This window comes from Ilumatobacter nonamiensis YM16-303 (genome assembly GCF_000350145.1).
GTDB lineage: Bacteria > Actinomycetota > Acidimicrobiia > Acidimicrobiales > Ilumatobacteraceae > Ilumatobacter_A > Ilumatobacter_A nonamiensis.
The window spans coordinates 1-15511 of sequence record NZ_BAOL01000209.1 but is presented as its reverse complement, the minus strand read 5'-3'; the positions used below and the strand labels follow the sequence as shown (position 1 = coordinate 15511).

The window sequence follows — 15511 nt, the reverse complement described above, 5'->3', positions numbered from 1 at the left end:
CGCCGTGGCGCCCGGGATCGGAGTGGTCGCGGCGTACGATCGGCGCTGGCTGCGCGCCGATGTGCTCGGCGGACTGACGCTCTGGGCGATGCTCGTCCCCCAGTCGCTCGGCTTCGCGGTCCTCGCCGGGCTCCCCCCGGTCGTCGGCTTGTACGCAGCGATCGCCTCGATGGTCCTCTACTGGCTGTGGGGATCCTCGCGGTTCCTCAATGTCGGCGCCGAGTCGACCGTGGCGATCATGCTGGCGACGATCCTGTCGGCCATGGCCGATCCCGGTTCCGACGAGTACGTCGACCTGGCGATGACGATGGGCCTCCTGGTCGGCGCCTTCCTGCTGCTCGGCGGCGTGTTCCGACTCGGGCGCGTCGCCGACCTGCTGTCACGCCCGGTGCTCGCCGGGTACGTGTTCGGCTCGGGTGTCCTGATCGTGACGAGCCAACTCCAGGGATTCCTGGGCACCGACGTCGAGCCCGACCCGTACCTCACCGAGATCGGGGCGGTCGCCCGCAACATCGACGAGGCGCAGATGGCGAGCATCGCGTTCGGGGTGGCGACGCTGGTCGTGATGTTGACCATGCGGAAGTTCGTCCCTGCAATTCCAGGGGCTCTCGTCGCGGTCGCCGGCTGCATGCTCGTCGTCGCGGTCGCCGATCCCGACGTCGCCGTGGTCGGAGCGTTCGACGGCGGGCTGCCCGTGCCCGGCATCCCGTCGCTCAGCGGGTCCGACTTCCTGGCACTGATCGGACCCGCCCTTGCGGTCGCCCTCCTGGTGTACCCCGACAGCGTGCTCACCGCGCGGTCGCTCACGTACGGGACATCGGATCGTGTCGACGCCAACCGTGAGTTCTTCGGAATCGGCGCGGCGAACGTCGGCGCCGGGCTGCTCGGAGCGTTCCCGGTGAACGGGAGCCAGTCGCGCAGCTTCGTGCTCGCCGATTCCGGTGCGAAGTCCCAGGTCGCCAACCTCGCGGCGGCGTTCTTCGTCCTGCTCACACTGGTCTTCCTCGCGCCCGTCTTCGACTACCTGCCGGTGGCCACGCTCGCCGCGATCGTGATCGTGGCCGGATTCGGATTGTTCGACCTCGCGGAGTTCGGTGCGCTCTGGCGCTATCGCCGCAGCGAGTTCTGGATGGCCATCGTCACCGTCGCGGCAGTCCTCGGTGTGGGCATGCTCATCGGCATCGTCATCGCGATCCTGCTGTCGTTGCTCGCAGCGGTGCTCCGTGACGCCTCGCCCCACACGGCCGTGCTCGGCCGCAAGCCCGGCACCGACACTTTCCGCGACATCGCGGATCATCCCGATGCGGTGACCTTCCCGGGGCTGCTCATCTACCGGTTCGACGCCCCACTGTTCTTCGCCAACGCCCCGTTCCTCCGCGACGACCTGATCGCGAAGGTGACCGAACACGACGCCCGCGCCGTCGTGTTCGACATGGAGTCGGTGCAGGACGTGGACAGCACGGGAGCCCAGGCGTTGGACGAGGTCCTCGACGAACTCGGGCACCGCGGCATCACCATGGAGTTCGCGCGGGTCAAGACCGAGGTGCGCGACGAACTCCAGCAGTCGGGGGTCGAGGCGCGCCTCGCCGGAATCGGCGTGCACCTCGAGGTCGACGACGCGGTCACGCACTACCTCGAGCATTTGGCCGGAGACACCGACGCGAACGGAACGAGTGAGCAACCACAATGACCACCACGACCGGAGCCCTGGGAGAACTGGCCCGACAGGTGCCGGCGATCGGCTGGTTGCGCGGCTACGACCGTTCGTGGTTGGGCCGGGATCTGACCGGTGGACTTGCCGCCGGCGCAGTGGTGATCCCCCAGGCGATGGCGTACGCCACGATCGCCGAGCTGCCACCGGAGGTGGGCCTCTACACGTGCATGGTCCCGATGCTCGTCTACGCGCTGCTGGGCGGTTCGCGCACGCTCTCGGTGAGCACGACGTCGACCGTCGCCGTGCTCAGCGGGTCGACGCTGCTCGCAGCAGGGGTGGCCGCCGACGGCACCGACCCGGCGCGAGAGCTCGCGACACTGACCATCCTGGTCGGCGTCATTCTGCTCGGTGCACGGCTGCTCCGCCTGGGATCGCTGATCGACAACATCTCCGAGGCGACGCTCATCGGGATCAAGCTCGGTGTCGGGCTCACCGTGGCCGCCGGCCAGTTGCCCAAGTTGTTTGGGGTCGACGGTGACTCGTCCGCGACGGCGTTCTTCGGCGAGATGGGTGGCCTGATCGACGACCTGAGCGACGCGAACGGGCCGACCATCTGGTTGTCGGTCGCCACGCTCGGCGTCCTGCTCGGACTCGGCCGGCTGCTTCCTCGTGTTCCCGCTCCACTGGTCGCCACCGCGCTCGGGATCCTGCTGGTTCAGTTCTGGTCGATCGACGACGACGGCGTCGCGCTCATCACACCGGTGCCCTCCGGCCTCCCACTTCCGGTGCTTCCCGACCTCGACCGCGCGGGTGCGCTCCTGGGTGGCGCGTTCGCCATCGCGATCATGTGTTTCCTCGAGACGGCATCGGCCGCGGGCACGGTGCGCCAACCCGACGAACCACCGATCGACAACGATCAGGAACTGGTCGCGAACGGCCTGGCATGCGTGCTCGGCGGTCTGTTCCGGGCGATGCCGTCAGCGGGCGGGTTCTCCCAGACCGCGATCAACCAGCGCGCCGGAGCGAAGACCCAACTGAGCGAGATCGTGACGGTTCTGCTGGCGGTGGCCTGTGCACTGTTCCTCGGTGGTGTACTCAGCGAGCTGCCCGAGGCGACGCTCGGATGCATGGTCGTGGTCGCCGTCCTCGGCCTGATCAAGCCTGCCGAGTTCGTCCGGCTCTGGCGGATCGACCGGCTCTCGTTCTGGATCGCGGTGCTCACCGCGGTGGCCGGGCTGGTGTTCGGCCTGCTCGAGGCCGTCCTCGCAGGGGTGTTGATCACACTGCTCCTCGTGCTGTACGAGATGAACCAGATCGGTGTGACGGAGCTGCAGGTCACGGTCCAGGGCGACGACCTCAGAGTCGCGGGCAAGCACACCCGGCCGGTTCGGGGTCTGCTCGTGCTGCGCGTCGACGGCCCCGTCTACACCGCCAACGCGCGCCGGGTGAGCCGTCAGATCCTCGCCGCGGTCGACGCCGAGAAGCCTGCGGTGGTGATCGTCGACGCGTCCGCCACGGTGCGCGCGACGGTCACGGTGATCGACCAACTCGATGAGCTGGATCAGCGGATCCAAGAACGTGACGCCTCGCTCTGGCTGACGGCGCTCCCGGTGCAGAGCTTCGAGTCGCTGCAAAACCTTCCGGCATGGCAGGCCTGGGACGACGAGGGCCGGCTCCATCCCACCGCGCTGGCGGCGGTTCGCGAGTACCGAACCCGGACCTGACGGGCCGCGCGACCATCCCGATGCGGCTGGTCCCGAACGGGCATCATGAGCGGATCCCGTTCGAGAAGGAGCATCCATGGGCGAAGCAATCGGTCAGATCATGGGCAACGCGGTCGGCGTCGCCATCAGTCCCGTCCCGATCATCGCCGTGATCCTGATGTTGTTCTCCCGCTCGGCTGCGCGCAACAGCCTGGCGTTCATGTTCGGGTGGCTCCTCGGCTTGATCGTCGCGGCCACGATCATCCTGGCGATCGGCCTCGACTCGTCCGATACCCCGTCCGACGCGATCGGGTGGCTCAAGATCGCGATCGGCGCGGTCTTCCTGTTCCTCGGCGTCAAACAGTGGAAGGGGCGGCCGCGGGAGGGCGTCGAGCCCGAGATGCCGGCGTGGATGGCCTCGATCGACGACATGGCCGCCGGAAAGGCGTTCGGTCTCGGCGCGCTGCTGTCCGGTGTGAACCCCAAGAACCTCGGGCTCACGATCGCCGCCGCAGCATCGATCAGTTCCGCCGGACTCAGCGGTGGCGACCAGGCGATCACCGTCGGCGTGTTCGTCCTGATCGCGTCGATCACGATCATCGTGCCGGTCGTCGGCTACCTGATCGCGGGCGAACGGGTCGCTCCCCTGCTCGAGTCCATGAAGGGCTGGCTCACGCAGAACAACGCCACGGTCATGACCGTTCTGTTCGTCGTCCTCGGCGCGAAAGTGCTCGGCGACGGCATCTCCGTGGTGGCCTGAGGTGTCCACCGTCTGAACTCTCCTGCGATGTTGTCGTGCCGAGTGACAGGGGTCTCGGAGCGTGCAAAGATCAGCGGATGCCGAAGCAGAGTGACTCCGATTTCCCGGTCCACGTCGACCGGACGCACCTTCCCGAGCCGGAGTGGACGTTCCCCGACGCCGACATCAACACCTACGCCGCCGACTCGACCCCCGACTTCCCACCGGTGAAGGAGGCGCCCGACGGCGCTCCCAACATCCTGCTGGTCCTGCTCGACGACGTCGGGTTCGGCTGGCCGAGCGTGAACGGCGGCCTGGTCCGGATGCCGACCGCGGAGCGGCTCCACAGCCGGGGGCTGTTCTACAACCAGTTCCACACGACCGCCCTCTGCGCCCCGACCCGCGCGGCGATGCTCACCGGTCGCAACCACCACTCGGTCGCCACCGGCGTGATCCAGGAGATGGCCACCGGCTACCCCGGCTACTGCGGCATCATCCCGAAGAGCTGCGCGACCGTCAGCGAGTTGTTGAAACAGACCGGCTACACGTGCGGGTGGTGGGGCAAGAACCACAACGTGCCCGACAACGAGACCAGTCCCGCCGGTCCGTTCACCAACTGGCCGACCGGCCAGGGCTTCGACTACTTCTACGGGTTCATCTCCGGCGAGACCGACCAGTTCTACCCGTCACTCGTGCGCAACACGACCGCGGTCGAAGCACCCGGTCGACCCGACGACGGCTACCAGCTCCAGCGCGATCTCGCCGACGACCTGATCGGATGGCTGCGCGAACAGAAGACGATCGCACCGGACCGTCCCGTGCTCACCTACTACTCGACGGGTGCCGCGCACGCTCCGCACCAGCCGCCGCTCGACTGGCGCGGACGGAACGAGGGCCGCTTCGACATGGGCTGGGACGAGTACCGCGTGCAGGTGCACCGGAACCAGCTCGAGATGGGCATCATCCCGGAGGGCACGCAACTCACCGAGCGGCCCGAGCAGATCCCGTCGTGGGACAGCCAACCCGCCGAGCATCGGGAGCTCTTCGCCCGCCAGGCCGAGAACTTCGCCGACTTCCTGGAGCACACCGACCACGAGGTCGGGCGCATCGTCGATGCCTACGAGCAACTCGGCGAACTCGACAACACGATCGTGATCTACATCCTCGGCGACAACGGATCGTCGGGCGAGGGTTCGCTCGTCGGTACCCCGAACGAACTGATGAGCCTCAACGGTCAGCAGCCGACGATGGACGAGGCGATGAGCTTCAAGGACACGTGGGGGCTTCCCGGGACCTCTCCCCACTACTCGGCGGCGTGGGCCCATGCCGGCGACACGCCGTTCCAGTGGACGAAGCAGATCGCATCCCACTTCGGCGGCACCCGGAACTCGATGATCGTGTCGTGGCCCGATCGGATCGCCGCCCAGGGCGAGATCCGCTCCCAGTTCCACCACGTGATCGACATCATGCCGACCCTGATGGAGATCATCGGGATCCGCGAGCCGGTCGAGGTGAACGGTGTCGCCCAGCGCCCGATCGAGGGCACCAGCTTCGCGTACACCTTCGACGGCGCGGACGCGCCCGGACGGCACGAGACGCAGTACTTCGAGATGATGGGCAACCGGGCGATGTACCACGACGGCTGGATCGCGTGTTGCCGCCACGGCCGACTGCCGTGGGAGACATCGGGTGCATTCTCGTGGGACGACGACGCGTGGGAGTTGTACAACATCCGCGACGACTTCTCCGAGGCCGTCGACCTCGCCGACGTCGAGCCCGCCAAGTTGAAGGAACTGCAGGACATGTTCCTCGCCGAGGCCGCGAAGTACAACGTGTTGCCGATCGACGACCGTTTCGCGGAACGCCTCGACGTCACACTGCGCCCGAGCTACTACTTCGGCCGCAAGCAGGTCACGTTGTACCCGGGCATGGTCCGCCAACCCGAGGGTTCGGGTCCGAAGTTCATCGGCGTCCCGTTGCAGATGACCTCGAAGGTCACGGTCCCCGACGGCGGTGCCCAGGGTGTGATCTTCGCGCTCGGTGGCGACGCCGGCGGGTTCTCGCTGTTCGCGTGGGAGGGCAAGATCCGCTACCACTACAACTACTTCGGCCTCGAACGGTACGAGATGATCTCCGACGAGGCGCTCACGCCCGGCGACCACACGATCGTGCTCGATTTCGAGCCCGACCAGCCGGTGCCAGGCGTTCCGGCCACCGCCAAGCTGTTCGTCGACGGTGAGCAGGTCGGCGAGACGAGGGTCGAACGGCAGATCCCGATGCGCTGCGGCACCGAGTGCTTCGACGTCGGACAGGACAGCCGTTCCCCGGTCTGTGGCGACTACGAGGATCGCGGGGTGTTCGAGTTCAACGGATCGATCGAGTCGGTCGCGTTCGAGTTCGGTGATTTCGAGGAGCCGACCGGCATGGACCGCCTGGAGATGGCCACCAAGATGGACTGACCCGACGGCGTGTCGGGTCACGCTCTCAGCGATCGACCTCGGCTGTGAGGTCTCTCGCACAGATCAACGGAGCCGCCGATCTGATCGAACCACGATCGTCATGTCGCCGGAACCTGTCGATGACAGGCCGGTGGTCGACTGATCGCCATGGAACGACGACACGTCCTGGTGGTCGGCAACGGCATGGTCGGCCAACGCTTCGTCGACCGCCTTGTCGCGGCCGATGACGGCGGCGAGTTCGACATCACGGTGATCGGCGAGGAGTCGCGGCCCGCCTACGACCGCGTCGCGCTCAGCAGCTGGTTCGAGGGCAGGTCCGAGGCCGACCTCAGCCTCGTCGACGCCTCGTTCGTCGGAAGCGGTCGAGTAGACTACCGCTTCGGGCGCACCGTCGACACGATCGACACCGCGGCATACACGGTCCTGCTCGACGACGGCACCGTCCTCGGCTACGACGAACTCGTCCTGGCGACGGGCTCGTTCCCGTTCGTTCCGCCCATCCCCGGACACGACATCGACGGAACGTTCGTCTATCGCACCCTCGACGACCTCGCCGACATCAAACGGTGTGCCCAACGGGACGGCTGCACGTCCGGCCTCGTGATCGGTGGCGGACTGCTCGGGCTCGAGGCCGCCAATGCGCTGCGGGCGCTCGGTCTCGACGACGTCCACGTCGTCGAGATGGCTCCCTATCCGATGCCGGCCCAGCTCGGCGAAGGGGGCGGACGGATGTTGGCCCGCTGGGTGGACTCGCTCGGTGTCCAGCTCCACTGCGGCGTCGCGCCCGATCATTTCGAAGCGGGCGCGTCCGGGACGGTCGAGCGCCTCGTGATGTCCGACGGCACCGAGTATCCGTGCGACGTCGTGATCTTCTCGGCCGGTGTACGACCGCGCGACCAGGTCGCCCGCGACTCGGGAATCGACGTCGGCGAACGCGGCGGGGTCATGGTCGACGACACGCTCGCAACGTCGGCGCCCAACGTGTGGGCGATCGGCGAGGTCGCCGTCCACCGCGAGCGGGTCTACGGACTCGTCGCTCCCGGCTACGAGATGGCCGCCGCGCTCGCCGCACGCTTCACCGGTGAACCCGGCGACTACGCGGGCAGCGATCTGTCGACCAAGCTCAAACTGCTCGGTGTCGACGTCGCGAGCTTCGGTCAGAGCAACGCCATGGGCGACGACATCGACGAGATCGTCTACAACGACCCGGTCAATCGCATCTTCCGGCGATTCGCGCTCGATGCCGCGACCGGCCGACTGCTCGGCGGGGCGCTCGTCGGCGACGTCTCGGGCTACGAGCTGCTCACCGCCGTCACCCTCGGTCAGGCGACCCAACCCGACGATCTCCCGGCGTACATCCTTCCGGCGTCGATCCGCCCGCCGGACGAGGGAACGCTGCCGGACGGCGCGCTGCTGTGCAGCTGCAACGCCGTGAGTGTCGGCACGATCCGCGGTGCGGTCGCCGAAGGGTGCACCACGGTCAGCGAGATCAAGGAGGCAACCTGCGCCGGTACCAGCTGCGGCGGCTGCGTGCCCGGCGTGACCACGCTCGTGCGCAACGAGCTCCAGAGTCTCGGCGTCGAGGTCTCGAACGCCCTCTGTGAACACTTCGACCACTCGCGCAAGGAACTCTTCGCCCTCGTCCGTTTCCACCGCTATCGCACCTGGGCCGAGGTCCTGTCGAACCACGGAACCGGACGCGGATGCGAGATCTGCCGCCCCACCGTGGCGTCGATTCTCGCGTCGCTGTCCAACGGGTACGTGCTCGACGGCGACCAGTCGTCGCTGCAGGACACGAACGACCATCACCTCGCGAACATGCAGCGCAACGGCACGTACTCGGTGATCCCGCGAGTACCCGGGGGCGAGATCACGCCCGACCAACTGATCGCGCTCGGGCTGATCGCCAAGGACTTCGACCTCTACGTGAAGATCACCGGCGGCCAGCGGATCGACCTGCTCGGAGCGCAGATGCACGACCTGCCAGGCATCTGGCAACGGGTGGTCGACGCGGGGATGGAGTCGGGCCACGCCTACGGCAAGGCGTTGCGCACGGTGAAGTCGTGCGTGGGTTCGGTGTGGTGTCGCTACGGCGTGCAGGACTCGGTCGGCATGGCGATCGACCTCGAGAACCGCTACCGGGGTCTGCGTTCGCCACACAAACTCAAGATGGGAGTGTCGGGCTGCACCCGCGAGTGCGCCGAAGCGCAGAGCAAGGACGTCGGCGTGATCGCGACGGAGAGCGGCTGGAACCTGTACGTCGGCGGCAACGGCGGGCGGAGCCCGCGTCACGCCGACCTGTTCGCGACCGACCTCGACGACGAGACGCTCGTGCGCACGATCGACCGCTTCCTCGCCTACTACATCCGCACCGCCGACCGTCTCCAGCGCACCTCGGTGTGGCTGGATTCGCTCGACGGAGGACTCGAGCACGTTCGCAGCGTGATCGTCGACGACGAACTCGGAATCTGCGACGAGCTCGACGCCGACATCGCACTGCACGTCGACACCTACGAATGTGAATGGAGAGCCACCTTGAACGATCCGGAACGTCTGTCCCACTTCGTGGAGTTCGTCAACGCCCCCGAGGAGAACACCACACCGGTGTGGATCCAAGAACGCGGTCAGCGGGTGCCGGCATGAGTCGGGTCCGCATCGCTCACATCGACAGCCTCCCCGTCGACCGAGGCGTGGCCGCCGTCGTCTCCGGCGAGTACGTCGCGATCTTCCGTCTCGCCGACGGCGAACTCGCGGCGATCGACCACCTCGATCCCTGTTCGAACGTTCCGGTCCTCGCCCGCGGGCTGGTCGGATGTGTCGACGGGACCCCGGTCGTCGCGTCACCGCTCCACAAGCAGCGCTTCGACCTGCGGACCGGACGGTGCCTCGACGATCCGAACGTGTCGGTCCGTGTGTGGCGGGTCGAGGTCATCGACCAGACCGTGACCGTCGCTGCCGAACCGATGACGGTCGCCGTCGAGCCGCCCGCCGAGAGCGCCGCCTGATCAGCTCGCGGGCGTTCGATTCGGTCGCACCGTCCCCATGTCGTGTCATGGCGTGACGGTGTGACCGAAGTCGTTCGTGGATCGTGAAAGCGACTCCCGCACGAAACACCCACGTAACGCAGGCACCCCACACTTCATCACATGCCCGTCGGTCCCCTCGCAGGTTTCACGGTCGGCGTCACCGCCGACCGTCGCGCTGACGAACAGATCAAGCTGCTCACGGGCCGTGGCGCCGAGTGCCTGCACGGCCCCGTCATCAAGACGCATGCCCTCGGATCCGAGGACCAGATCCGCGTGGCGACCGAGCAGATCCTGCGGAATCCGCCCGAACTGGTGGTGCTCACGACCGGGCTCGGCGTTCGCGGCTGGCTCGAAGCAGCCGATGCGATCCAACTCGGTGACGAGTTGCGGGTTCTCCTCGCTTCCGTCGACCTCTACGCGCGCGGCCCGAAGGCGACGGGTGCGCTGGCCACGGCCGACCTCGACGTGGCCTGGATCGCGCCGCGCGCCCGCTACGACGACATCATCGACACCCTGCACGAACGCGGGATCGACGGCGTCCGCATCGCGGTCCAACTCGATGGAGCCGGCGCCAACGGTCTGTGCGATCGCCTCGACGAGATGGGTGCCGACGTCGTTCGGGTTCCCGTGTACCGCTGGTCGCTTCCCGGCGACACGGCCGCCGCCGAGCGCCTGATCCGGGCGACCGTCGAGCGTCGCGTCGATGCGCTGACGTTCACGGCCAAGCCCGCCGTCGAGAACTACCTCGAGATCGCCGGATTCCTCGGACTGGCCGACGAGGTCGCCGACGCGTTGGCCACCGACGTGGTCGCCTTCTGTGTCGGGCCGGTCTGCGCGACCGGGTTCACCGATGACGACATCGCCACGCCGCTCGTTCCGGAGAAACACCGGCTCGGAGCGATGGTCCAACAGATCGCCCGCCACTTCGGCACACGCGGTCAGGACGTCGAACTCGCAGGCACCCACGTCCGCCTGCAGGGTCGGCTGATGGTGTTCGAGGACTGCGGCCAGGCATGGCTCACCGATCGTGAACGGTCGATCCTCGACGTCCTGCTCGAACGACCGGGGGTCGTGCGCTCGAAGCGCGAGCTGCTCCAACGCGTCTGGCACGGTTCGGAGAGCGACGAACACCTGGTGGAAGTGACGGTCGCGCGCCTGAGGCAGCGACTCGGTACGGCGTCGGACGGGATCGAGACGGTGATTCGGCGCGGCTATCGCGCCAGCGCCCAGTGACTCACCGCTCCGCGCGCACGATCACCTCACAACGGCTTCGCACGGATGTGAGAGAGAGCACGCACGGCAATCGGACCCGGTGCGCCGCTCCGCACGATCCATTCACACCGTCGAACCTCGTCCGCAATCAGGGCGCGGTTTGATGGCGTCCATGACAGCTCCCCCCGTCTCCGCCAGATCATCCGAATCTCCGCGGCATGCCGCGGAACGCGTTCGGGGCCTCCGGTCGTTCACCGGCAAGTACCGCATCCTGCACCTCACGTGGTTCGCCTTCTTCCTGAGCTTCGTCGTGTGGTTCAACTACGCGCCCTTCGCCAACACGATCGCCGAACAGCTCGGGCTGACCGACGGACAGAAGCGCACGATCGGACTGTGCAACGTCGCACTCACCGTTCCGGCGCGCATCTTCATCGGGATGGCCCTCGACCGGTGGGGACCACGGCGGGTGTACGCCACGATCCTCACCTTCGCCATCGTGCCGAACACGATCTTCGCGTTGTCGAACTCGTTCGAGGCGCTCGTGTTCAGTCGGCTGGCGCTCTCGGTCGTCGGTGCCGGCTTCGTGGTCGGGATCCGCATGGTGTCGGAATGGTTTCCCCCGAGCGAGGTCGGAACCGCCGAGGGTGTGTACGGCGGGTGGGGCAACTTCGGCTCGGCCGCTGCTGCGTTCGCCCTGCCGATCATCGCCGGGGTCTTCGGTGGTGACGACGGCTGGCGGTACTCGATCCTGCTCACCGGCGTGATCGCGGCCGGCTACGGCCTCTTCTACCTGCGCGCCGTCACCGACACCCCCGAGGGAGTGTCCTACGCCAAGCCGCGCCGCCAGGGTGCACTCGAGGTCACCAACCGGGGCGCCGTGTTCGGCCTGGCCGCCCTCACCGTGCCGCTGACCGCGGTGCTCGGCCTGATCGCCTGGAGGATCTGGCGTGAAGACGTCATCAACACACCCGTCTTCGTCATCGTGCTCGGTGGCATCACCGCCCTGCTGATCGTGCAGGAACTGGCGGTGTTCCGGGTCAACAAGCCGGCACTGAAGGACGAGTATCCGACCGACGACCAGTACCCGTTCCGCTCCGTCGCCGTGCTCTGCTTCGCCTACTTCGCCACCTTCGGTTCCGAACTCGCCGTCGTGTCGATGTTGCCGACGTTCTTCTCCGACACCTGGGGCCTCGGTCCGGCAGCGGCCGGTATCGCGGCATCGGGATTCGCGTTCATGAACCTCGTCGCTCGCCCGACCGGCGGCATCATGTCCGACCTGCTCGGCTCCCGCAAGCGCACGCTCTCGTTCCTCCTCGTCGGCCTGCTCGTCGGCTACGTACTGCTGTCGACCCTCGGGGCCGCCTGGCCGTGGGCACTCGCCATCGTCGCCTGCATGGTCTGCTCGTTCTTCGTGCAGGCCGGCGAAGGCGCCGTCTACGCCATCGTCCCGCTGGTGAAGAAGCGGGTCAGCGGACAGATCGCGGGCATGGCCGGGGCCTTCGGAAACGTCGGTGCCATCTGCTTTCTCACCATCGGGTTGTTCGTGAGCGAGCGGATGTTCTTCCTCACCATCGCCGCGGCCGCCGTCGTGGCGCTGTGCGCCAGCCGGTTCCTCGTCGAGCCGAAGGACAGCTTCGCCACCGAGCTGCTCGTCGATCAGCCGACGGACACCCCTGCGGTGGCCGAGACCCCTGCGCCGATCTCGGCAGTGGCGCCGGTGCCCACCATGTCGGCGGGTTCATGAGCGGCCGCACGCCAGAGGGGACGGTCGACACGACGACCAGCCATTGTCCGTACTGCGCCCTGAACTGTGGAATCGGCCTCGCGACGAACGAGGCGGGTCGATTGGTCGGCCAGGTTCGATGGAAGGGCTCGCCACTCACGGGTGGCGCGGTCTGCTCGAAGGGTTCGACCGCCTGGGAACAGGTGCACCACGACGATCGGCTCACGATGCCGCTCGTGCGGCGCAACGGCGTTCTGGTCGAGACGAGCTGGGAGGAAGCACTCGACCTCGCCGCCGAGGGATTCATGAGGATCCGGCGCGAGCACGGGGCGGACGCGAACGCGATGCTGTCGGGCGGTTCGCTGACGAACGAGAAGGCATATCTCGTCGGCAAGTTCGCACGGTTGGCGCTGGGCACGCGTCATGTCGACTACAACGGCCGGTTCTGCATGGTCTCCGCCGGCAGCGCCAACATGGCCGCGTTCGGCCGGGACCGGGCGATGACGCCGCTGTCCGAGGTGGCCACGGCTGACGTGATCGTCGTGGTCGGCGCGAACCTCTCCGATGCATACCCGGTGATGCTCCCTGCAGCGCTGAACAAGGCGCGCAAGCGCGGAGCCCGGGTCGTTGCCATCGACCCTCGGTTCGGGCGCTGGGTGCAGGACGAGGACATGCAGATCGCGATTCGTCCGGCCACCGACGGTGTGCTGTTCACCGGGCTGCTCGCCGAGATCGATCGCCAGGGACTGCTGGACCTCGACTACGTCGCCACCCGCACCAAGGGCTTCCGCCCGACGATCGAGGCAGCACGGGCATGGTCCCCCGAATCGGTCGAGGCGGTCACCGACGTTTCCGCCGACACCGTCCGCGAACTCGCGCACCTGATCGCGACCGCGCCGAAGTGCTTGATTCTCCACGCCCGCGGACCCGAACAGCAGACGATGGGCACGAACAACGTGCTCGCGATGATCAACGTCGCGCTCGCCTGCGGTCTGCCGGGACGCCCCGGGTCGGGCATCAACATGCTCACCGGACAGCGCAACGGGCAGGGCGGTCGCGAATGGGGCCAGCGCTGCAACCAACTCCCGGCGGGACGCTCGATCGCGAACGACGAACACCGCGAGGTGGTCGCGAAACGCTGGGGCGTGGAGGCGAGCGACCTGCCCGGCGTCGGGTCCACGTACACCGAGATCCTCCAGATGGCGGGCCGTGGCGAGATCAAGGGATTGCTGTCGATCTCCAACAACATGAGCATCTCCGCCCCCGACCTCGACCGGGTCGACGAGCAGATGGATTCACTCGAACACGTCGTGATCATCGACCCGTTCCTCTCCGAGGCCACCCGGCACGCCGACGTCGTGCTGCCGGGTACCACGTTCGCCGAGGAGGAGGGGACGATCACCACGATCGAGGGCCGCATCGTTCGGTGCGACCAGGCCGTCGCCCCCACCCCACTCCGCTCCGACATCGACATCTTCCGCAACCTCGCGACGCGCCTCGGCCATCGCCACCAGTTCGACTTCGTGCTCGGACGCGAGGTGTTCGAGGAGATGCGCGAAGTCTCCGCCGGGGGCCCGAACGACTACGCCGGCATCACCTGGGACCGTGCCCGCGAGGGCATCTTCTGGCCCTGCCCCGACGAATCCCACCCGGGAACCCCACAGCTGTACACCGAGCGCTTCGCTCACCCGGACGGCCTCGCCGTGTTCCATCCCGTCGAGCTCGCCACTCCCCCGGTCGTGGTCGACGACGAGTACCCGTTCGTGCTCACGACCGGCCGCCATCTCGCCCAGTACCTCTCGGGGAACCAGACGAAACGGATCCCGGCTCAGCAGCGCCTGGCACCCGGTCCGTACGTCGAGATCCATCCCGACACCGCTGGACGGCTCGGACTCGACGAGGGTGACCGGGCGGTCCTGACGAGCCGTCAGGGTTGGTCGACCGTGCCGTGGAAGCCGAACCTCCGACTCCGACCCGACACGCTGTTCATGCCGTATCACTGGCGCGAATGCAACGTGCTGGTGTCGTCCGATCTCGACCCGACGAGCAAGATCCCCGGATTCAAGTACACGCCGATCAGCGTGACGCCCCTGGCCAACGCCCACCTCGACGATGACGCCGCCACGAATTCATCGACTGGAAACGAGGCGAACACGACCGCTTTCGAGACCGTCCGTACGGTGCACTCATGAGGAGATCCGGTTCCGTCGGCATGAAGTCGGGCAAGGTCACCCTGGTGGGTGCCGGACCCGGTGGAGCCGACCTGATCACCGTGCGCGGTGCCCGCGCCCTGGCCACCGCCGACGTCGTGATCCACGATCGGTTGGCCGACCCCGAACTGCTCGATCTCGCCCCGGCATCCGCCGAACGGATACCCGTCGGCAAGGGCAAGGGGTTCGGGGCCACGCAGGACGCGATCTGCGATCTGATCGTGAACCGGGCCGCCTCCGGACGCCAGGTCGTCCGCCTCAAGGGAGGTGATCCGTTCGTCTTCGGGCGCGGAGCCGAGGAGCTCGACGCGATCGCCGCTGCCGGCCTCGAGGTCGAGGTGGTGCCCGGCGTGTCGTCGGCGCTCGCTGCCCCGGCGCTCGCCGGGATCTCGTTGACCGACCGTCGCCACAGCGCGTCGTTCACGGTGCTGACGGGGCACCGAGCGAAGGACGGGCACAACGACTGGGAGGCCCTCGCGTCATCCGGATCGACGCTGGTCGTTCTCATGGCCGCCACCACTGCATCCGACGTCGCCCATGACCTCATCGACGCCGGTCGGCCCGCCGACCAACCAGTCGCGTTCGTCCACGCTGCCGGTACCGACCGCCAGGACCGCCGCACCGTCGCGTTGGCCGACGTGGCACGTGACGGCTGCCCGTTCCCCTCCCCGACGGTCATGGTCGTCGGCGAGGTCGCCGATCCCCGGTCGGTCCAGCGAGCACGCACCACCTCGACCGCCTCCCTCGTCTGAATCCGTTCTCGTGAACAGTTCCCGCGCTCCGTG

10 protein-coding genes are annotated in these 15511 nt (G+C 67.6%); all 10 read left to right on the top strand.

All coding sequences use genetic code 11. The features are described from left to right. Positions 1-4 precede the first annotated feature (4 nt). The 10 genes from ON45_RS17215 (at position 5) to cobA (ending at position 15478) form a co-directional block, all read left to right on the top strand. Entirely contained in the window at positions 5-1690 is a 1686-nt protein-coding gene (locus ON45_RS17215; RefSeq protein WP_158412482.1) for a SulP family inorganic anion transporter, read from the top strand. Then, the gene (locus tag ON45_RS17210) at positions 1687-3378 is read left to right on the top strand and encodes a SulP family inorganic anion transporter (RefSeq protein WP_051063269.1); all 1692 of its coding nucleotides are present in this window, start codon (positions 1687-1689) and stop codon (positions 3376-3378) included. The genes ON45_RS17215 and ON45_RS17210 overlap by 4 nt, the downstream gene beginning before the upstream one ends. Before the next feature lie 76 nt (positions 3379-3454). Further along, entirely contained in the window at positions 3455-4117 is a 663-nt protein-coding gene (locus ON45_RS17205; RefSeq protein ID WP_040495469.1) for a GAP family protein, read from the top strand. 77 nt (positions 4118-4194) lie between these two features. Next, on the top strand, positions 4195-6555 hold the full coding sequence (locus tag ON45_RS17200; RefSeq protein ID WP_040495467.1) for an arylsulfatase: 2361 nt from the start codon (positions 4195-4197) through the stop codon (positions 6553-6555). A gap of 147 nt (positions 6556-6702) precedes the next feature. Continuing rightward, entirely contained in the window at positions 6703-9198 is a 2496-nt protein-coding gene (gene nirB / locus ON45_RS17195; RefSeq protein ID WP_051063268.1) for a nitrite reductase large subunit NirB, read from the top strand. Next, the gene (gene nirD, locus ON45_RS17190; RefSeq protein WP_051063267.1) at positions 9195-9560 is read left to right on the top strand and encodes a nitrite reductase small subunit NirD; all 366 of its coding nucleotides are present in this window, start codon (positions 9195-9197) and stop codon (positions 9558-9560) included. The genes nirB and nirD overlap by 4 nt, the downstream gene beginning before the upstream one ends. 141 nt (positions 9561-9701) lie before the next feature. Further along, complete coding sequence (locus ON45_RS17185) at positions 9702-10814, top strand: uroporphyrinogen-III synthase (protein WP_040495466.1); 1113 nt, start codon at positions 9702-9704, stop codon at positions 10812-10814. A 151-nt stretch (positions 10815-10965) separates the two neighbouring features. Continuing rightward, positions 10966-12537 carry a NarK family nitrate/nitrite MFS transporter gene (locus ON45_RS17180; protein WP_083915109.1) on the top strand — a complete coding sequence of 524 codons (1572 nt, stop codon included), beginning with the start codon at positions 10966-10968 and terminating at the stop codon, positions 12535-12537. Next, a complete protein-coding gene (locus tag ON45_RS17175) occupies positions 12534-14708 on the top strand; it encodes a molybdopterin oxidoreductase family protein (protein WP_051063266.1) in 2175 nt (724 codons plus the stop codon). The genes ON45_RS17180 and ON45_RS17175 overlap by 4 nt, the downstream gene beginning before the upstream one ends. After that, positions 14705-15478 (top strand): uroporphyrinogen-III C-methyltransferase, encoded by a 774-nt coding sequence (cobA, locus tag ON45_RS17170; protein ID WP_083915105.1) that lies wholly within the window; start codon positions 14705-14707, stop codon positions 15476-15478. The genes ON45_RS17175 and cobA overlap by 4 nt, the downstream gene beginning before the upstream one ends. Positions 15479-15511 lie beyond the last annotated feature (33 nt).